Here is a 19,438-nt window from a genome sequence, read left to right on the forward strand (position 1 = left end):
GTATGAAGTTTCCATTTAATGCTTTATCAAACTATCCGGTTATTGACCTATTGGAAGTGCATTCATTTGAGATGAATGTTTATCTTGTACAGCTGAATGTCGGCTCCAACAGCGGCATGGTGTATGACGATAAAGACAAACCTATGCGCTTCTACAGCACCCAACAGATCCGAGAGTTGTTCGCCGAGTTTGATGTTAAGCAGGCGATTATGGTGCACGATACTCCCTACGATGAGATGATTGGAAATCCACCCAAAGCGAGCGAGAAAATGGCGCTTCCGTTTTCTATGGCATTACCGTATTAGTACCGTTCTAATGTAAGAGTTCAAGCGTATATGGTTTTGAGGTATGTAAGTGCTTACAACTTTTACTGATTTATCTGTAGCGCTTAGACAAATTTAAAAATATCTCCAAGGGCACACTACTTATAGCTCAAAGAAAGGCTATGTTGTAACGTGAGAAGCCGCTATTTCACGCAAATTAATCCGTGCTTTTAAGTTGCAGGCGAGTAAGAAAATGCCACCTAATTTGCGGTGCAAAAAAACCGAATTGGCCGGTGGGACATGCCAAAATGCGTCATTATTGCTTAAACTCATTCCCTTCTCATGCAGGCGTTTACCTAAATCTGTTTGACCGAAATCATAGATGCCTGCATGTGTCAGCGGTTCGCAGGCGTCAAAGCACATATCCACAATAAACTCCTGTAACTCGGCTTCCAGCGTTCGACTCATAAGGCCGATATTCAAAGTGGCTTGCTTTACACGCTCGCGATCGTCGTCAAATACGCCTGACATTAACTCGCGATATAAAGCGATAAAGTCTTTGGGGTACTCGCGAGTTGCACCGAAATCAAGTAAAACGATTTTTTGGTTTTCAGCATCAAAGCGGTAGTTTGCAAAATTCGGATCTGTTTGGATAAGATGAAAACCAAACGTTTCGTCAAAGAACAATTCAAACAGCGCAGCAGCCATTGTATCGCGGGTGGTTTGGTCCGCGGATTGTAATGATTCGATGGGCTCGCTCTTCATAAAGCTCATTGCCAAAACAGTCTCATGGGTAAACTCATCATAAACCGCAGGAATGGCGAAGCGCTTGTCGTCTACTAGGAAGTCACTATAGGCCTTGAGCATTTTCGCTTCTTGCAAATAGTCTGCTTCACTATGCAATTGTCGTTTGGCTTCTTCAAGCAACGGCGAGAAGTCTACCCCTTTGGGTAATAGGCCTGTGATTGAGAGGAGGGTGGCGACGTTATCGACATCACTGTTTATGCTGTCTTTTACCCCGGGGTACTGGATTTTGAGCGCTAGAGTTTCACCATTGGGCAAAATGGCTTTGTGAACCTGCCCTATCGAAGCCGCTGCGATGGGTGCATAACTGAAATACAAAAAGTGATCAGCCCAGTCTTCGCCGAGTGCTTGTGTAAGCACTTCGTTGACTTGGGCTTTGGGCATAGGGTCGGCGTCGCTACGCAGACGGGCAAGAATATCGGCAAGCGGTTCAGGTAAAATATCGCCCGCATCCATTGACAACAATTGGCCAACCTTCATAGCAGCGCCACGCATACTGGCTAATTGGTCAGCAATCCGACCAACATTCTGTGGCGTCAACAACAGGTCTTTTAGTGCAGGCCGTTCTCCTTTTAGCATCTGACTAGCACCTTGCGACAACATGTTACCAGCGACACGGGTGGCCAAAGAGCCTAACATGCCAAAACGGGTCAACCGCCCGGTGGGAACTGAACGATCCTTCTTGGCCATTTAAACGATGCCCGCTGCAATATTCAGTATCACGCCAATACCACTGCCTATGGCAAAGCCTAACCAGCCGTTCTTGCCTACATAGCGGGCCAGTGTTGCACCAAAAATTCCAACCCACAACATTGCGCTATAAACCGAAGTAATAGAGTCATTGGCGACTACGCCAGGCAAAAACTGTGCGCCAAGCACTGTCAGCGCCATACCGCCGGCCAGAATTACCCAAAGAATGTTTTGTGGGTTCGCAAACGAGTGGGCAACTGCGTCGTTTGTTTGTTCTGCATCGGCTTTGTGAGGCTCAGTCTCAGCCGCTTTGGCTTGCTTTAACGCTTTCTGCTTCTGTCTTTGCTCGCGCATGCTGAAATAACCTGTCGATAAAGTATTGTTATCATCGCGATTAAATGGGACCAGGTCAACATGGCTCACCTAAAGCGCGTCGCGACTTTAGTCGCATGTTTTGCTTAGATGGTTCTGAGCCGCGACGCGGCGATTCGATATAAGCGATAGCCAAATGGCTTAAATAAGCCGATGTTTATTCTTGTGTATTCACACATTTCTCGTATTCTCAAGGTTTTTCGGGTAACTGGGAGTCAGCGGGTGAGTGCGTTTCAGTGGCAACGGGCGGTGATAAAAGTTGGTAGTGCATTGGTTGCGCCTGATGGTGAGCAGTGCAGCGCACAATATTTGTTACCCTTGGCGCGTTTTATTAGCGCAAGTCGGGAACAAGGTAAACAGGTCATTATTGTTTCATCTGGCAGTGTTGCAGCTGGGCGCCGTTCAGTGCCCGTTAAGCACTCCCCAAGCATTGCGGAAAAGCAAGCCATGGCAGCAATTGGGCAAACCCAGATGATGGCAAACTGGGCGCGCTTCTTTGATGTGCCATGCGCTCAAATTCTGCTGACCGCAGATGATTTGAGTGACCGTGCGCGCTTTGTCAATGTGCAAAATACCCTACGCGAGCTACTTAAGCATGAAGCTTTGCCCATCGTGAATGAAAACGACTCAGTGGCGACGAACGAAATCAAAGTCGGTGATAATGACAATCTGGCAGCCTATACCGCGTTGGTCGCACAAGCAGATACTTTGATCATGTGCTCAGACATTGACGGTTTATTTACCGCAGATCCGCGCAAAGATCCCAATGCGTCGCTTATTCCCCGCGTATCCGTAATCGACAGCACCATCGAGCAACTTGCGGGTGGCGCTGGCACACGCTTAGGCACTGGCGGAATGAAAACCAAAATTGAAGCTGCGCAAAAGTGCACGCAAAGCGGTATTCAAACACTGATTGTCAACGGCCGTAAAGGCGATGTGTTTGATAGCTTGCTCAATGGTCAGTGTCCCGGAACCTTGTTTGAGCCGGTGCAGTCTACGAGTCGAGCACGTACCCAATGGCTTAAACATTCACTCAAAGCGCGTGGTAAAATCACTATCGATGAAGGCGCGCGCAAGGCGCTAATAGAACGCAACGCGTCGTTACTGCCAAGTGGTATTTCTCAGGTTGAAGGGCACTTTACCGGTGGTGATCTCATCGAAATTGCTGGCGATGCCGGTGTTATCGCGAAAGGACTATCTTTATATTCCAGCCAAGACCTAAATATCATTAAAGGCTTGCAAAGTCGTCAGATCGAAGCGGTTTTAGGCTATACCTACGGGAATGTAGCAGTGCACAAAGATGATCTTGTCATTGTGGATCAAACAGAAGATAAGGAATAGGCATGACTACCACCTCTAGCTTTTCTATCCAGCAGGCCGCGCAAGAAGCTACGCGCGCTGCTCCAGCTATTGCATTGCTTGGTCACGCAGAAAAACAAGCGGTTTTGAATAGTGTTGCGAGCGAATTGCGTACTCGCTGTGCAGCAATTTTGGCGGCAAATGCACAAGATTTAGCCCTCGCTGAAAGCAACCAACTCAGTGCAGCAATGGTTGATCGTCTGCGCCTCGACGATGCTCGAATTGAGGCGTTGGCACAGGCGGTTGAGACTATCGCTGCACAACCCGACCCTGTGGGTAGTATGAGTGCGTCGCAAACCATGCCCAGTGGTATTCAGGTTGCTAAAATGCGTATTCCTTTAGGCGTTATTGCGATGATTTACGAATCGCGACCGAACGTCACTATCGATGCTGCTGCCCTTTGCTTTAAAGCGGGCAATAGCGTTATTCTGCGTGGCGGTAAAGAAGCCTTGCACTCCAACCTTGCGTTAGCAGAATGTTTTCATGCAGCGCTGAAACTGCACCAACTGAGTGTGAGTGCGGTAACCGTGATCCCAGATCCTGACCGTAGCATTATGAATACATTGCTGACCTTAAGTGATGATATTGATTTGGTTATTCCGCGTGGTGGCGAAGGGCTTATCCGTTTTGTGTCTGAGAACAGCCAGATCCCGGTTATCCAGCACTTTAATGGCGTTTGTCATTTGTTTGTCGAGGCCCATGCTGATTTAGATAAAGCGCTAAAACTTTTGGAGAATGGTAAAACGCAGCGGGTGGGCGTATGCAATGCATTAGAAACCTTATTAGTCGACGCGGCGATTGCTGACCAATTTTTACCTATGGCGGCAGAAATGTTGGCAAAGCACGGCGTGAAAATTCATGCCTGTGAGCAATCCATCGCCTTCTTTAGTGATGCATTGGCGGCGACAGAAGCCGATTGGCACGCAGAATATTTAGCCCTTGAGATTGCAATCAAGGTGGTTAGCGGTTTGCCTGAAGCCGTGTCTCATATACGGCAGTATGGTTCAGGTCATACCGAAGTTATTGCAACCGAGCACTTCAGTACTGCGCAAAAATTCATTCGCACTATAGATTCAGCGGTAGTGATGGTTAACGCGAGTTCGCGTTTTTCGGATGGCGGCGAGCTAGGCCTTGGAGCTGAAATCGGCATCTCAACCAGTAAATTACATGCCTACGGACCAATGGGTGCAGAAAGCCTGACTACAGAAAAATTTGTGGTTATCGGCGATGGCACTATTCGGCAATAGGTGGCGCTATGACCGAATTGTTGCGGGGCGTGATCTTAGATATGGATTCCATCGATCCTGGATCATTGGATACGTCGGAACTACAACAAAGCGCCGCAGTTGATTGGCAGATATACGCCAGTACACAAGCTGAGCAGACCGCTGAGCGGATCGCTAAAGCACACCTTGTACTGACCAATAAAGTAGTACTTGATGCTGCTGCAATTGCTCATGCTACTCACCTAGAATATGTGGGGGTGATGGCAACTGGTACTAATAATGTTGATCATGAGGCCTGCTGTAAACGTGGGATAACAGTGCGCAACGTTGCTGATTACGGTACAGCGAGCGTTGCACAACATACCCTGTTACTTATGTTAACCCTAGCCACTTCTATTGGTAATTACGCGCGTGCGGTAAAGCGCGGCTCGTGGTCAAAGGCAGAGCATTTCTGCTTGTTGGATTACCCGATTGTTGAATTGTGCGGTAAAACACTACTCATTGTGGGCTATGGAACTCTGGGTAAAGCGGTGGCGAAGTTGGCAGAAGCCTTCGGTATGCAGGTAGTCATTGCTCGTCGTCCAGGCGTTGATGCCGCAGAATATGCGCAGCCACGGGTAAGTTTAGATGAAGGCCTGCAAGCAGCGGATTTTGTCAGTTTGCATTGTGCTTTATCGGCCCAGACTGAAACCTTGATCAATGCGCAACGGTTAAACTTAATGAAACCGACGGCATACTTCATAAATACGGCGCGGGGTGGCTTGATAGACGAAGCGGCTTTGCTCGACGCGCTAACGAGTAAGCAAATTGCGGGTGCTGCGTTAGATGTACTGAGTACCGAGCCGCCACCGTCGACCCATTGCTTATTGCAGAAAACGCCAGCAAATCTGATTATTACTCCGCACATCGCTTGGGCTGCGCGTGAATCGCGCCAGCGATTGTTGGATGCGGTACTCCAGCATGTGAGTGACTACATTGCGGGTCGAAACGCGTGAATGCACTACTGTTCATCGCCTGCGTGTTTATTTGGGGCTCAACCTGGATAGCGATTACATTTCAAGTGGGTGAAGTCGACCCCGTAGTCGCTGTTGCTTGGCGCTTTACTCTTGCTGTTATTGTATTGGGTGTTTGGATTTTGCTGCAGCGGCGTAGCTTTCGAATGTCTGCGCCCAGTCATTTAAAAGCCGCCTTGGTAGGTCTGTTTTTATACACCCTTGATTATTCTTTCTTGTATGCGGCGCAACAATATATAGTCAGTGCACTGTTAGCGGTGTTGAGCTCGAGTGTAATCTACTTCACCGTATTGTTTCGCCGGGTGCTACTTAAGAAACCTTTGCGGGTAGAGGTAATCATTGGGGCAACCCTAGGACTGCTGGGTATAGCGATGATATTTGCTCCTGAATTTGACAAGATGTCATTGCAACAAGGATTAGCAGCAGGCTTCATTTTTGCGCTGATCAGCTTTGTATGTGCAGCGATTGGTAACATCATTTCAGAAAGTATCTTAGACGAGGGAACCCCTGTTCTACAGATGAACTTTTACGCTATGGGATATGGCTTGATCTTTATCTATGGTTTTGGATTTTTAACCTCTGCCTCATATGCATTGCCAAGTGAACCGAGTTTTTATTGGGCACTGCTCTACCTTGCACTATTCGGCTCTGTTTTAGCCTTCGGCGCTTACATGAAATTATTGCAGCGGATGGGGTCAGATAAATCGACCTACGTGGTTCTCGTGTATCCCATCGTGGCACTAGGTTTGTCGACATTGTTTGAGGGTTATCAATGGACCCTCATTGCTGCTTGTGGAGTGATACTGGTGTTAATTGGCAATGCTATTGCCATGGGCAAGTTGAATCACTGGCTGCGTATTTCTTGATCTAGATATTTGCTGAAAACGAGCCTAATGTTGTCAGCTTTTTTTACAACTTGTTCCTCATACTTTTTACCCGCATTATTAACACGCTGTTTTCGTTGGTCTTTAATTTTACGGTGTGGTTCTTGCTGCATTTTAAGGATGATCACTATAGGCAGCAATCAATGAACCTTAGAACAATCACTTTTTTTCTCGCGTTATGTTTTGTAAATCACTCTAATGCTGCGTTAATTAGCATTCCATACACTGGCATCTTTGATGAATCGACAGTGACTGCACAAGATGGGTTACCTGCAGGTGACTACGATACGATAGGCGGCCTCGCCGATGTGGCAGTATTTGAATTATTGGAAGGTACCAATCTTTTTTATGGGTCGGTATTCGGCCCACAAGACAATGCTGATGTATTTACCGTGGAAATTGCTGCTGGATTTAAGCTGGTCGGAGCAAGCATTTTATGGGGAACCAATCTGCCAGGTATCCCATTTACGTTTCCTCCGCAGCAGGGCTATTTACAGCAAAATACATTTGGTCCTACGGCGGCCACATGGTATTTCGAAGAGAGTTCTCCTACGCCTGAAATTTTTACCATCTCTGGACTTGAGGGAACTCAGTTTGGTGAAGCAAGCCAAACGGCATCATCGCCCGCTTTGAATGTTATGGAAGGAATTTACTCGAGCTTGTTGGATGCTACTGGAACTTGTGCTCAAACATATACTCCTTCATCTGACGGAATTGGCTTGGTAGCGGAATGCGTAGAAGGTATTTTCTACACGCTGACATTTAATGTTGAAGCCTTACCTGGAACTCCTCCACCTCCATCCACCTCTGTTTCGGAGCCGCTCTCATTGGGTTTGATGGCCATAACTCTGTTGGGATTGCTGCGCATCAGAAGGGCGTAGAATCTTCATCATTGGGCAATCAATGGGAACAGATTGCCCAATTACCTACTGCTTGGATTACAATGCCGGTAACATGTGAAGTACGATATCGAGGCTGAAATGGGCGACAATCGCGCTTATTAAGCCATGTCGCCAGTAACACCAGCCATACAAAACACCTACAGCAACATTACCCAAAATCGTAGCCCAAACAGCAAACACATTGGCTGCGGAATATGACACTAGTTGGGGTATATGAGCCAATCCAAAAGCGAAGGCGACAATAGTGATAACTAGCATCGCAGCAAGTGGAGAAGGGCGGTCTTGACGTTGTAACTTCGCAACGAACCAAAGCATGAGGGTCATTAATCCAAATCGAAACCAAACCTCTTCGCCAATCGACGCGGAAACCGAGACCAAAAAACCACCTAAAACGCCACGAAAACCATAGGCGGGAATACTATCGGGTAATTGGTCGGCAACGAAGTGACGTAATGTAAGTAACGCTGCACCCAATAAAACGCCAACAATAAGCGCAAAAATAAGCCCTCTTCTGCGCGCTTCAATAGCGTCTTGGTTAAACAGCCCAAGATTGAATTTGGGACCCAGCAGAGTACCGACGATTACTGCAGGGGTAGTCAACACAAGAATGAATAACGTACTGGGCAGTAGTATGCCAGTCACCGATTGACCTTGCATGGCTGTCATTGCAATAAGCGGCAGTAGCTGTGCACAGAGTGTGACTAAAACAATTCTGATGATTAAGTGTATATGCGGTTGGATATTGGCATTTGGCATCTTGCTATAGCAACATTCATTTCCGAGACCTTTGCTAGATCATACGTAGCTAACCTTTTGAACACGATAATATTTATGTTTCCAAATGTTAAAGACACCGATAAACAGCAACCATCGTAGCAGTTGTTGCTGCTGCCGCTGCACCTAATCTAAGTTGTCAAATTGCTTGCTGACATGTGGACATTTCAGTATCTTTGAGTGGCGCAGATGCGCATGGACCAAGGAAGCAACAACAGACTAGAGGATTTATGGAATCTACTATCGATTATTCCACCTATTCGTTATACGAATTACAACAAGCTCGCCGCACCATCGATGAAACAGCGTACCCCGCACGAGCCGCAGAATTAGATCAGCGAATCGAAGCCTTGCTCAGCCAAGAGAACAGCGAAACGTCAGCATCTAACGCCACAGAAGTGCGCAAAGTTGGAGTGCTGTTTCATGGCAATACGAGAGAGTTTTTTTCCATTTGGATGGTTAACCTTTTACTGACCATTGTTACCTTAGGGATTTACTCAGCCTGGGCTAAGGTTCGAACCAATCGCTATTTTTACGGCAACACTGAGATAGATGGTCATCGTTTTTCCTATCTGGCCGAGCCATTGCAAATTTTAAAAGGGCGGATTATTGCAATTGTGTTGTTCGCCGCTTACTTCTTAGTCAGTTCGATGAATCCAGCATTGGGCGCTTTGCTGGTTTTTGTTATGTTAGGTTTTACGCCTTTGCTGGTGGTATTAAGTCTGCGTTTTAATTTGAAAATGACCGGCTACCGAAATGTCCGCCTAGGTTTTAGAGGAAGTTACGGACGGGCCTTTGTTTTGTTCGTATTGTTGCCAATTGCGAGCGTATTTACCTTGCACTTGATGATGCCCTGGGTACTCAAAAAGATTGACCAGTTTTTAGTTAACGAAATGACACTGGGCGATCGCCAATTCGAATCGAACTTAGACACTGGCGAGTATTATGCCGCAGCGCTTGGGGCAGCGTTCATCGCGATAGGCATTTTTATTATCGGGATTTTCATGTTTGGTATTTCATTGGCTCCCGATCCGGCAGCACAAGGTGTTAGTTTTGCGACCATTGGCTTAATGGCGATTTATCTAATTGCGTATGCTGTTTCTTCAAGCTTTTATACGGCAAGAATTCGTAACCATTTGTTCGCATCAACTCAAATCCCAGGTGTGGCAAAGTTTACATCGACGGTAGCAACAATGGATTTGGTTATGCTACGGACTATTAATGTGTTAGCTATTGTCTGTTCTTTAGGCTTAGCAATCCCTTGGGTTAAGATCAGAAACGCGCGATTCTTTTCAGCTGCTACCTCGGTAACGGTGATGAGTGGCTTAGAAAGTGTGGCAGCTGGAGAACAAGGCTCTGTGGGAGCCACCGCGGAAGAGGCAGCTACCTTATTTGATGTTGATGTCGCGCTGGGTTAATCCGTGATAGAAGGCAAGCTGTATGAACCTGGGGGCGTGGTTGCGCTCTCAGTTACTTGTTATGTTAATGATGACTCGCAGCTCGTTGTGAGCACCCTTGATAATCCGGTTGATAAAAGTGACATTTCGGTCAAGCCTAAGTTAGGGAACCTCCCTAGGGAAATTGCTTTCACAGACGGAACTCTTCTGGTTTGCCCTGCGCAAACTGAACTTGATTCTTGGTTATTTGCCGATAAAGGTTCGCTACTCGCTAACATGGAAAGCAACACTCGGTGGTTACTTGCGAGTATTGTGTTTGTTCCGTTGCTACTTTATGGGTTATTTGTCCACGCCATTCCTTATGCCGCGGTTGCCCTAGCCGACTATGTACCGCAATCCATCAAGCAAGAGGCATCACAACAGACGCTCGCTGCTTTAGATTACGCAGTTCTTGACGCGACAGAATTGTCGGCCGAGCAGCAAGCATCATTGCGCATGGGGTTTGAGTCAGTGATTACTGATTTTATCGCGCCAAATATACAATTTAATATCCAATTCCGGTCTTCTGAGGTGTTCGGCCCGAACGCATTTGCGCTGCCTGATGGAACCATTGTTTTCACCGATCAATTGGTCAACCTTGTGGAGGCTGATCAGCAACTGTTAGACGCTATTTTACTGCATGAAATAGGGCACGTGGTGCAAAACCATTCGATGCAACTGGTAGCCGAATCATTGTTTGCAACCCTGGCAATCAGTTATTTTTTCGGCGATTTAAGTGGGGCAATTGAATCATTCATGGGGATTGGTTCAACCATTGTGCATAACCAATTTTCCCAACAACATGAATGGCAAGCTGACAACTTTGCACTTGAGCAACTCTTACTATCTGGCAGGAATACCGATGATTTTGCGCAGGCAATGCAGAAGCTCGCAGAACTAATACCCAATCATTCAGACCAAAATCAATGGTTTCAATCCCATCCGCTGATTGATTCGCGAATTAAAAATGCGGAGAGCTATTCCAGTCGAAACCGGAGTCAAGAGGCGCAGTAACAATCGGTAACAAAGAAATACTTCGTTTGCGGTCTGTTGATCAGTTTAATAGCGACTCTAGGTCTACAAATTTTAGCCACAAGGAAAGTCTGTAGCATGTTAGACGTGCAACAATTGAGTAAACGCTATGGTGAACAACACGCCTTAGATGATGTTTCTTTCAGCTTGCGTCCCGGAGAGATTGTCGCGCTGTTAGGTGCCAACGGATCCGGTAAAACCACTACGATTAATGCGATATGTCGGCTGTTGGAGTGGGATTCAGGTGACATTTTAATCAATCAATTATCTACCCAAACCTCAACAGGCTTCTTGCGTCATGTTGGCGCCGTATTGGGGGGAAGTCGCAACTGCAATTGGCGGTTAACCGCGAAACAAAACGCCGAATATTTTGCTCGGCTACGTGGCTTTTCAGGGCCCACCGTGCGCGCAACCATCGATCGGTTGCATACCCAGTTGGGTTTAGATGTTCATGGCAATAAAGAGGTGATGAAGCTATCTACGGGGAATAAGCAAAAGGCCGCTTTGCTATGTGCGCTGAGTTATCAGCCTGACTATGTGTTATTGGATGAACCTACTCTAGGGCTTGATTTTAGTACTGTTGAGGAACTCAAAAATATCATCCTTCAGCAAGCCAAAGTAAAGCAGCAAGCGTTTTTGATCACTAGTCATGATTTGGGTTTTATTGATACTTTGTGCGATCGCGTGCTGGTTTTGGAGCACGGGCGTTTGATATTTGATGGCGATATACATGCCTTGAAGTCACGATTATTCAACTATCAGCTAACCCTGTCAGGGGACAGTTTACCCGAACAAAAAATCTTCGAGTCGCTTTGGCAAGGCCGCTTTGAGTTAAACTTTTGCGATAATGAGATACAGGTCTTATTTGAACAGCCGGAACAAAGCTTTGCAACGGCAGCTTATCTCTATGAAAAACAGTTAGTCGTGCACGATTATCAAGTTCAGCCACTATCCATAGAACAAGCCTATCAAGCGCTGGTGCGGGAGCAACGCGGATGACGTTAAATCTGATCTACAATGAGCTTCGATTACAAGTCATGGAAATGAAGCAATACTGGTTTGAAACAGTGAGTGGTTTGTTGTTCGTGATCGCGGTCTTCTTAGGCCTGTTTTATGGGGTCAAGGGCTTTGTAGTCGAGCAAGGTGACAATCAATCATTGGATGGATTACTGTTTGGCTTTTTACTCTGGTCATTCGCGACCAGCGCCTACAGTTCAGTCACTAAAAGCATCATCGAAGATACTCAGCGGGGTTACATTGAACAGCTATTTCTTTGTCCGCAAGGGATTGTACGCTTGCTGCTTAGTCGCTCGGTCGCGGAACTATTGACTGGCATCATTATGTTAATCGGCATGGCGTACATCACTATGTGGCTAACCGGGAACTGGCTAGACATTAATTTTTTGTATTTCTTTGCGATTTTGTTCTTAGCTGCACCTTCCTTAATTGGCTTAGGTTTAATCATCAGTGGCTTTGCTCTGGTGTTTAAAAAAGTCGAAACTTTGGGAGCGTTGTTGACCATCGGTTTAATGGGTTTGGTCGCGCTCGATGGATTACCGCTCAATGTGTTTACGTTTTTGCCCTTTGTGGCGGGCGCATCATTAGCGCGAGAAGTCGTGCTTGAACAACTTCCCGCGAATGGATTGTATGTTGGTATTGTTGCCCTTAACTCAGCGCTTTATTTAGCTGCTGGTTGGCAAGTTTTTCGCTTGCTTGAGCGAATGGTTAAACGGCGAAATTTGATTGGGCAGTATTGATTGATTAACTGCCCCACTGGCGCAAACGATGACCTGCGTGTGCGTAGTACGCAATAAATGCGTAACAAGGTAATAGCATCCAATACGCACTTTGACTATTGCTGCTTTCAGCAATTACCCCATAGGCTAATGGTAAGATTGCGCCGCCTGCGATACCCATAATCAACAATGCTGAACCGCGCGCTGTCAGGTTACCGAGTTCTGCCAATGCCAATGGCCAAACGGCGGGCCATACGAGAGCGTTCGCCAGTCCGAGTAAAGCGATGTAGGCGATGGTATCAGGTACGCTCGCGATACCTAACCAGCCCCAAAGAGTATCGGCGACCAAGGTTGAGTCGGGCGACGAAAATACCACTAACACCGACAAGACCAATCCAAACCATGCTGACATTGCCAGTGCTTGTGATTGGGAAATAAACCGCGGAATGACCAGTAACCCAATAACATAACCTAACACCATAAATGCCATAGTATAGCTGGTTAACGCAGTGGCATTGGCAACCCCTAATTGCGAACCAAATAGGCCAATAGTGTCACCGGCAATCACTTCGACTCCAACGTACACAAATAAGGTTAACGCACCCAAAATTAATTGCGGGTGGGCAAACAACGATTGTTGTTGAGTGCTATCTTGGGATTCTGTAGATAAATCTAATTCAGGTAACGAGGATAGCTTTAACGCACCCGCTAAAATCACCAACACAACTGCCATGCCCAAGTACGGCATGACTAGGCCATTAGCTAACTGAGTAACTTTTTCTGCTCGGGCAACGTCACTGAGTTGCGCTACCGATTGCGCGGTTACGCCAGCAAATTCACCGAGTACTAACGCGGTAAACACGATTGGTGCGATAAAACCGGCGGCCTTATTTAAAAATCCCATCACCGAAATGCGCACCGCCGCAGTTTCATGCGGACCGATTTTAACAATATAGGGGTTGGACGCAGTCTGCAGAATGGTAAGGCCTGAGCCAACAATAAATTGCGCAATTAAAAACACGGCGAAGGTTTGTGAATAAGCCGCTGGGATAAATAAAATGCAACCTACTGCAATGATCAGCAAACCAATCACCATTGCCCACTTGTAGCCGGTTTTATCGAGCACCCAAGACATGGGTAGCGCCATTACGGTGTAGGCAATGTAAAAAGAGAACGCGACTAATAGTGCTTGGGTTTCAGTTAGATCACAGACGATTTGCAGAAAGGGTATTAATGCACCATTTAACCAAGTGATAAATCCGAAGATAAAAAATAAACCGCCAATAATCAGCATTGGGACTAATGCGCTTTGTGTTTTAGTTACCGGTAGGGTTTTTACTGTCATGGGTTTCTCCTAGCGCTCTGGTTGACGTGCGACGCCACCCAAAAAGACGGTTTGAATATTAAGCTCAGCATCAAGGGCTACAAGATCAGCGCGCATGCCTACCGCAATACTGCCGCGTTGTTGCTCTATACCAAGGGCTTTAGCGGGAGTTGATGAGGCCATAGTAATCGCATCAAATAGTGTAACCTGACACTGATCCACAAGGTTGCGGACAGCATCAATCATGGTCAAACATGAACCTGCAAGAGTGCCATCAGGTGTAGTCAGTTTATTGTTGGCTTTGCTAATTGTGGTTGCAAAGAAGGGCATCTCGGTCTCGTCACTGGCAGCTAACGCCATCGCGTCGGTTACTAGACATATACGCTCAGGACCCAAGCACTTGAGTGCGATAGTGCAGCAGATAGGGTCAACGTGATGCCCATCCACTATCAATCCTGCGAAACACTCTTTTGATTGTAGCGCAACACCAACCATGCCTGGTTGACGGGTTTGTAAGGGCGACATCGCGTTAAATAAGTGGGTAAATCCGGTGGCGCCCGCGTCTAAGGCGGCTTGGGTTTGCTCGGCATTGGCTGCTGAATGCCCAAGAAAAACGATAACCCCTGCAGCAACTAAGCTGGCTATGGTCGACGGTGATACAGTTTCAGGCGCCAAGGTAACCATGACTTGGCCAAGTTCAGGTTGGCAAAGTAGTTCTAACTCTTCGGCTGTTGGTGGGCGGATATGTTCACTTGGATGCACACCCTTGCGAGCTTGACTTAACCACGGGCCTTCAAAGTGCACGCCGATTATTGCGTCTGGGTTATTCTGACGGGCCGCGACAATTGCCTTTGCTGCAGCGTGCATAGTCTCAGCGCTATCTGTTATCAATGTTGGTAGCATGCCGGTCGTGCCGAAAGCATGATGCGCTGCAAATAATGTGTTTACTGCGCTGGCTGTCGTTTGCTGATTAAGCAAAACACCGCCGCCGCCATTGACTTGCAGGTCGATAAAACCAGGTACTAGTTGGGTAACGGAATAATCTGCATCGACCCTTCCAGCGCCATTGATAGCAGTAATAACACCTTGCTCCACCGTTACCGCTTGGTTTTCCAACCAGCCGTCGGGGGTCATTAACCGTTGGCAATTAATTGTAAAGCTTTGTGCTTGCATGCGTTTTCATCAGGACGGAGTACGAATGTTGTCAAATACTACCGCAGATCACATTAATATCTGGAATAAATTCATTCTGAATAAAACGGACAGCAGAAAGGCCCACCGATTTTAGAGTCATCTTCAGTAACCGACCTGCAGGCGCAACGTTATTAATTTAACTGAGAAACTTCTTGATTGAGCCAGTTTAATGGACGCCCTTGCTGACATAAACGCAATATCTGGTTGCCTAGAAACTGCACTCATAAGACGCTGACTCGGTTCTTAAAGAACACTGCTTGGGACCTCGCATCTATAATTGCGGTCTAAATATCCGCTGTTCAACCTTTGATAGCTATCCAAGCGTCCCATTGACGATCGGCTCAAAGGCGGTGAGCGAATCCATCAGTGCGGCATTGCCTAATCCATGGGCTGGGAATAAGTCAGCGAAGCGCGCTTGTTCTCCATGTAATGCGAGATAATTCAGGATCACCGTTTCCACTAGCAGGTTCACATTGTTAGCTGCGGGGGTCGCTGCTGTTTCAACCGAGCCATCGCGACGCATAAAGCCGATTTGCTGGTGGCGCGCTTGTTGCTCTGCTGTAGCACCAATGAGCTGTGGTACACCGCCGGGATTATAAACCAGGAAGAACGAACCAGCGGTAGAGGAATTATCACCGGTCCACACGCCTTTGCCGCGGCCAAACTCAGAATCATCAATCATGCCATTGCTGAATACCGAACCATCGCTATACACGTACATCATCAATGGTACTCCTACTCTTGCGGCGTACTCCAAACAAGCGCCCATGCAACGACCGGCGCGTAAATCGCGGATCTCACCGGTAGCGCGATTACCCACGTGGTAATCGTAACCACCCATAGTAATAGTGCCTGCTCCAGCGAAGCCATTGATAACCAATTTCATGATTGATGCGGTTTTCTGAAATTCGCGGTCATTGTCGAATTCCTCACGGCTAAATATACCTTGCTCACCAACAATTTGCGGATCAAGCGAAGGGTCGAGTGTACTAGGATCACCAAATCGGTCGGTGATATCGGCACTTTTTACATAGCCACAACGAACTAAATCCTTGAGTACATCGTCTGTAGTAATTTGCGTGTTCACGCGACCAAGTTTCATATCACTAATGCGTTGGATGGATTCCATCACTGCTACCGAATCTTGCTGGCTTAATAGACCCACGAGATCACCGGTGTCTACCAGCCCAGTGACATCCGATGGGCGGTCGACTTTGGTCGGTCTGGCGTTAGGATCGATCATATTGAAGGGCGCCATAGAATTTGCCCCAGAATCGCTGGTACGCGACCCGATCAAACTTAACAACGAGCCGTCGGCACCACCCTTGTAGATCCCATACATAGGATTGTGGGGGTTATTGCCGGTATCATTTTCTGAGCGCGCGGGTATTACCGCGCCATTGATATTGGCGCGATTGGTCACCGCTACCTTTTCCAAGATACCACGCAAAAATGCGCTATCCGAGTGAAAGGCTAAGCCCAACTCTTGATTGATAAAATCACTTAATCCGGTGTTTGGATTCGCAATGCTGGGGATCATATCACCCGGTAAGCCTTGCCGGTCATAACCTTGCGTACTTAGAAAGTCGAGCTGTCCGCCCTGACCACCAATCAATACATTAGAGCCTGCAATGTTGGCGCCCCCGGCCAAGTCAAAAACGATAAAGGGGATTTTGCCAGCGCCTTGAGTGGCGATTCCGCAGCCCGCTTTCAACGCTTCAATATCCGGCGATAAGTCAGCAAACGCTTTACGCGGAGCGGCGAAAAGGCTCATAACGGATGTTCCAGCAATGGTCGCTGCACCCGCAGCAAAGCCTTGGGCGATGAAATCGCGACGCGAGAGCGGACGCGCGTGATCATTCAGTAACAGCGGCGCATCGTGGTCAAGTGGCGCATGCAAGCGCTTATTTTTACTCGTGGTGCGACGTGCAAAGCTGAAGGTTTTAGTTTTGCTTGTGGTCATTCTCGGTTCTCCCTCATCGCTATTGCAAAGTTACGGCTGCACTGCCAAGAACTGCGGCACACGTGGCTTTTACTACCGTAGCCGTGGTGCTAGCGCTACAGGAATTGGATTGTGTGCAGCTGATTAGACGATCGATTAACGTGTCTAGTTCTTGGCCAACATCACTGGCATCAGGCTGGGTCGCAATCTCGGTGCCGAGCATACGCATGAGCAGTGGATCAGTCAGTGCTGTTCGAGCGCTTGCGCTAAATGCTTGTTCAGGCGCAGCATTAAAATCGATATCTGGGAATACCGCTTGGCGATACTGCGGCTCCTCGACTAAAACATCGCAGTAGCGAATGGCTAATTGGGTTATCGCCATCTGATTTGAGGCGACGAAACTGCTGATATCGGTTACCGAGGGCAACTGCTGACGCAGGGTTGTGTAGGTCTGGCGCACACTTGAATGTTGCGCAGGAACACCGGTTAGGGTCGCCATACTAGCATTGATTTCAGCAAATTGGCGAAAACCGATATCGGATTGCGCCGGCAAATCCACAGGGACGGCTATTGGAGGTGCCGGCGCAGGAACGCGCACATAACTCTGCGTACCCAGACGGTCGAAGGTTAAAAAGAATTCATCTTGCTCCGGGCCTTTTTCGACCGCAACAATCGTACCTTGGCGCGACAATGGATAACCCGTTTCGGCGTCCACAGCTGCAGCTTCTACCACCGTGTTTAAAGGACTGTATACCTGTCCGCCACTGGACTCTCGTCCGTTGACACCAATCCGCATACCTTCCAGTGGAATATCTTCAGCTAATTGTTGGTCGCGTGTATTGATCACGAAGGGCTCACTGAACAGGTAGCTGTAACTATCGAATTGGCTGGCTTCAAACACTACATAAGTATCAGCTACCCCAATAATGTCACCAATGCCAAACAGCAGATAAAATTTTTGCCCGACACCGGCAGCAAAATTACGCTCTATTTGCGTTGGATCGAGTGTACGATTATGAATAGCAACCAGGCGCAGTGTACCGGCCCAGGGAACATCACCTGATGCTTCGTTGCCAAGCACGAAAGCAAAACTGTCATCCCATTCCGCAAGGTTACCTGCAGTAACGCCATCCAGATCATCGGTAAATACGCCATTTACAAAGATTTGGCGGCCGTTTACACCGTCATAATTGACTACCACATGCTGTAGAGCTGCCTGTAAATCTTCGTCTGCATCGGCTGTTGATAGTGCGGGCTCGCCATTGCCATCAGTATTACTGGTGCGGACCAAGGCGTCGTAGTTATACAGCGTTTGCCCTATGGTAAAGTTGCGTCGATCTCTACCGCCAGAGTAACTGACGATCCGAGCAGGGCCTTCTTGGGTAACGTTGGCTGGGGCTACCCAAGCTTCAATGGCAAATTCACCCGTCGCGCTGATCAAGTCATGCAATTTTTTACTGTTGGTGGTTGCGCCCTGAGCTTTACCATTGAGTAATTGAATGCCCCAGCCGCCGACCCAATTAAAGCTACCGCTTAAGGTCAGATCCAGAGCAGGTTCAACACCACTGGTGTCAAATGCCTGATTGCCAAAACCCGTTTTGAATTCCCATTTACCAATGAGATGGTTTTCAAAGCGTCCACCCCCACTGGCTAATGTTCCCTCAAACAAAGTTGTGGCATTAGACACAACCCAATCAGGATCAATGGCAGTGACGTCAATGGTGGCCGCAAAAGCGCTGATAGCATCAGTCAATTCGAGAGCATTTTGTTGGCAATCTGACCAGCAGTTATGGAATTCATCCCGCAAACGAGCGACCAAGCGCGATTGCGCGGGCAGGTCTAAATTAATACGCTCTTTCGCTGCTGCGTAGGCTTCAACTACGTCATTACTGGCAAAATAGGGTGAGATGGGGATTGCCGCACTACTGGTATGGCAACCAACACAATATTCATTGAGCAGTGGATATACTGTTGCAGCAAAATCTGTTGCGTCGCTAGGAAAGTTTTTATTTGCTCCTGGGGCTCGAGTGGCGGGCGGCTGCAATACGATTTGATTGGCTTGTTGCTCTTGCGCGGTCCAATTAGTCAGCCAGGTGCTCATAATATCGGTACATGCTGTGGTACTGGACAACCAACAGTTATGCCCGCCAGCGACCTTTACAATTAATGCGGAATTACCCGGCTGGGAAAAGTCGATATAGGCATTGATATCTGCGTAGGCTAGGTTGATATCGTCATTGCGCGCAAATGCAGGGGATTGCTGTCCTTGCACGTGACACGCGCCGCATCGATCTGTCGTGGCGAGATTGTCCCATACGTTCAACTTGAAATTTAATACGTCATCAGTTGCTGGCGCGGGGCCATTGTAGTTGACCACGGGACTATCAGTCGGTGGTGGCATAGGCGTCGGAGTTACCTGTGTTTCACTGCCGCCACAGCCGATCAATAGAGTTCCTAATATTATGCAGGGTAATAATTGTTTCATGT

The 19,438-nt window shown here is 47.6% G+C and carries 17 protein-coding genes; 10 read left to right on the plus strand and 7 right to left on the minus strand.

The genetic code is table 11. The features are described 5' to 3' along the window. Positions 1 to 2 precede the first annotated feature (2 nt). Positions 3 to 305 (plus strand): DUF6482 family protein, encoded by a 303-nt coding sequence (locus tag CSH92_RS15080; RefSeq protein ID WP_100658480.1) that lies wholly within the window; start codon positions 3 to 5, stop codon positions 303 to 305. Positions 306 to 443: 138 nt separating this feature from the next. Here CSH92_RS15080 and CSH92_RS15085 read toward each other — a convergent pair whose 3' ends face one another. Next, positions 444 to 1,757 carry an ABC1 kinase family protein gene (locus CSH92_RS15085; RefSeq protein WP_100658481.1) on the minus strand — a complete coding sequence of 438 codons (1,314 nt, stop codon included), beginning with the start codon at positions 1,755 to 1,757 and terminating at the stop codon, positions 444 to 446. Further along, entirely contained in the window at positions 1,758 to 2,111 is a 354-nt protein-coding gene (locus tag CSH92_RS17275; RefSeq protein ID WP_240612833.1) for a hypothetical protein, read from the minus strand. A 240-nt stretch (positions 2,112 to 2,351) separates the two neighbouring features. Here CSH92_RS17275 and proB point away from each other — a divergent pair, with 240 nt between their 5' ends. The 5 genes from proB to CSH92_RS15115 all read left to right on the plus strand — a co-directional run bounded on the left by proB (position 2,352) and on the right by CSH92_RS15115 (position 7,492). Beyond that, the gene (gene proB / locus CSH92_RS15095) at positions 2,352 to 3,470 is read left to right on the plus strand and encodes a glutamate 5-kinase (protein WP_100658595.1); all 1,119 of its coding nucleotides are present in this window, start codon (positions 2,352 to 2,354) and stop codon (positions 3,468 to 3,470) included. Between the two features lie 2 nt (positions 3,471 to 3,472). After that, on the plus strand, positions 3,473 to 4,735 hold the full coding sequence (locus CSH92_RS15100; protein ID WP_100658482.1) for a glutamate-5-semialdehyde dehydrogenase: 1,263 nt from the start codon (positions 3,473 to 3,475) through the stop codon (positions 4,733 to 4,735). An 8-nt stretch (positions 4,736 to 4,743) separates the two neighbouring features. After that, positions 4,744 to 5,709 (plus strand): D-2-hydroxyacid dehydrogenase, encoded by a 966-nt coding sequence (locus CSH92_RS15105; protein ID WP_100658483.1) that lies wholly within the window; start codon positions 4,744 to 4,746, stop codon positions 5,707 to 5,709. Next, positions 5,706 to 6,593 carry a DMT family transporter gene (locus CSH92_RS15110; RefSeq protein WP_240612834.1) on the plus strand — a complete coding sequence of 296 codons (888 nt, stop codon included), beginning with the start codon at positions 5,706 to 5,708 and terminating at the stop codon, positions 6,591 to 6,593. Before CSH92_RS15105 ends, CSH92_RS15110 begins: the two co-directional genes overlap by 4 nt. Positions 6,594 to 6,754: 161 nt before the next feature. Next, the gene (locus CSH92_RS15115; RefSeq protein ID WP_100658484.1) at positions 6,755 to 7,492 is read left to right on the plus strand and encodes a hypothetical protein; all 738 of its coding nucleotides are present in this window, start codon (positions 6,755 to 6,757) and stop codon (positions 7,490 to 7,492) included. A 57-nt stretch (positions 7,493 to 7,549) separates the two neighbouring features. On the opposite strand, the gene CSH92_RS15120 is transcribed toward CSH92_RS15115, so the two are convergent. Beyond that, positions 7,550 to 8,269, minus strand: a complete 720-nt coding sequence (locus CSH92_RS15120) for a CPBP family intramembrane glutamic endopeptidase (RefSeq protein WP_100658485.1) — start codon at positions 8,267 to 8,269, stop codon at positions 7,550 to 7,552. Between the two features lie 248 nt (positions 8,270 to 8,517). Here CSH92_RS15120 and CSH92_RS15125 point away from each other — a divergent pair, with 248 nt between their 5' ends. From CSH92_RS15125 to CSH92_RS15140, 4 genes are all read left to right on the plus strand, one after another. Next, on the plus strand, positions 8,518 to 9,705 hold the full coding sequence (locus tag CSH92_RS15125; RefSeq protein WP_100658486.1) for a YjgN family protein: 1,188 nt from the start codon (positions 8,518 to 8,520) through the stop codon (positions 9,703 to 9,705). 3 nt (positions 9,706 to 9,708) lie between these two features. After that, entirely contained in the window at positions 9,709 to 10,737 is a 1,029-nt protein-coding gene (locus tag CSH92_RS15130) for a M48 family metallopeptidase (protein ID WP_100658487.1), read from the plus strand. A 96-nt stretch (positions 10,738 to 10,833) separates the two neighbouring features. Next, complete coding sequence (locus CSH92_RS15135) at positions 10,834 to 11,754, plus strand: ABC transporter ATP-binding protein (RefSeq protein ID WP_100658488.1); 921 nt, start codon at positions 10,834 to 10,836, stop codon at positions 11,752 to 11,754. After that, on the plus strand, positions 11,751 to 12,512 hold the full coding sequence (locus CSH92_RS15140; RefSeq protein WP_100658489.1) for an ABC transporter permease: 762 nt from the start codon (positions 11,751 to 11,753) through the stop codon (positions 12,510 to 12,512). The genes CSH92_RS15135 and CSH92_RS15140 overlap by 4 nt, the downstream gene beginning before the upstream one ends. A 4-nt stretch (positions 12,513 to 12,516) precedes the next feature. Here the strand turns inward: CSH92_RS15140 and CSH92_RS15145 are convergent, their stop codons facing one another. The 4 genes from CSH92_RS15145 to CSH92_RS15160 all read right to left on the minus strand — a co-directional run bounded on the left by CSH92_RS15145 (position 12,517) and on the right by CSH92_RS15160 (position 19,436). Continuing rightward, positions 12,517 to 13,836, minus strand: coding sequence for a sugar MFS transporter (locus CSH92_RS15145; RefSeq protein WP_100658490.1), 1,320 nt, complete (start codon positions 13,834 to 13,836; stop codon positions 12,517 to 12,519). Positions 13,837 to 13,845: 9 nt separating this feature from the next. Then, the gene (nagA, locus tag CSH92_RS15150) at positions 13,846 to 14,988 is read right to left on the minus strand and encodes an N-acetylglucosamine-6-phosphate deacetylase (RefSeq protein WP_100658491.1); all 1,143 of its coding nucleotides are present in this window, start codon (positions 14,986 to 14,988) and stop codon (positions 13,846 to 13,848) included. A 334-nt stretch (positions 14,989 to 15,322) separates the two neighbouring features. Continuing rightward, positions 15,323 to 16,972: a general secretion pathway protein GspF gene (locus CSH92_RS15155; RefSeq protein ID WP_240612835.1), complete on the minus strand. Its 1,650-nt coding sequence runs from the start codon at positions 16,970 to 16,972 to the stop codon at positions 15,323 to 15,325. Between the two features lie 19 nt (positions 16,973 to 16,991). Continuing rightward, entirely contained in the window at positions 16,992 to 19,436 is a 2,445-nt protein-coding gene (locus CSH92_RS15160; protein ID WP_100658492.1) for a LamG domain-containing protein, read from the minus strand. Between the last annotated feature and the right edge of the window lie 2 nt (positions 19,437 to 19,438).

Source organism: Neoalteromonas flava, from assembly GCF_002807685.1.
Taxonomy (GTDB): domain Bacteria; phylum Pseudomonadota; class Gammaproteobacteria; order Enterobacterales; family Alteromonadaceae; genus Alteromonas_E; species Alteromonas_E flava.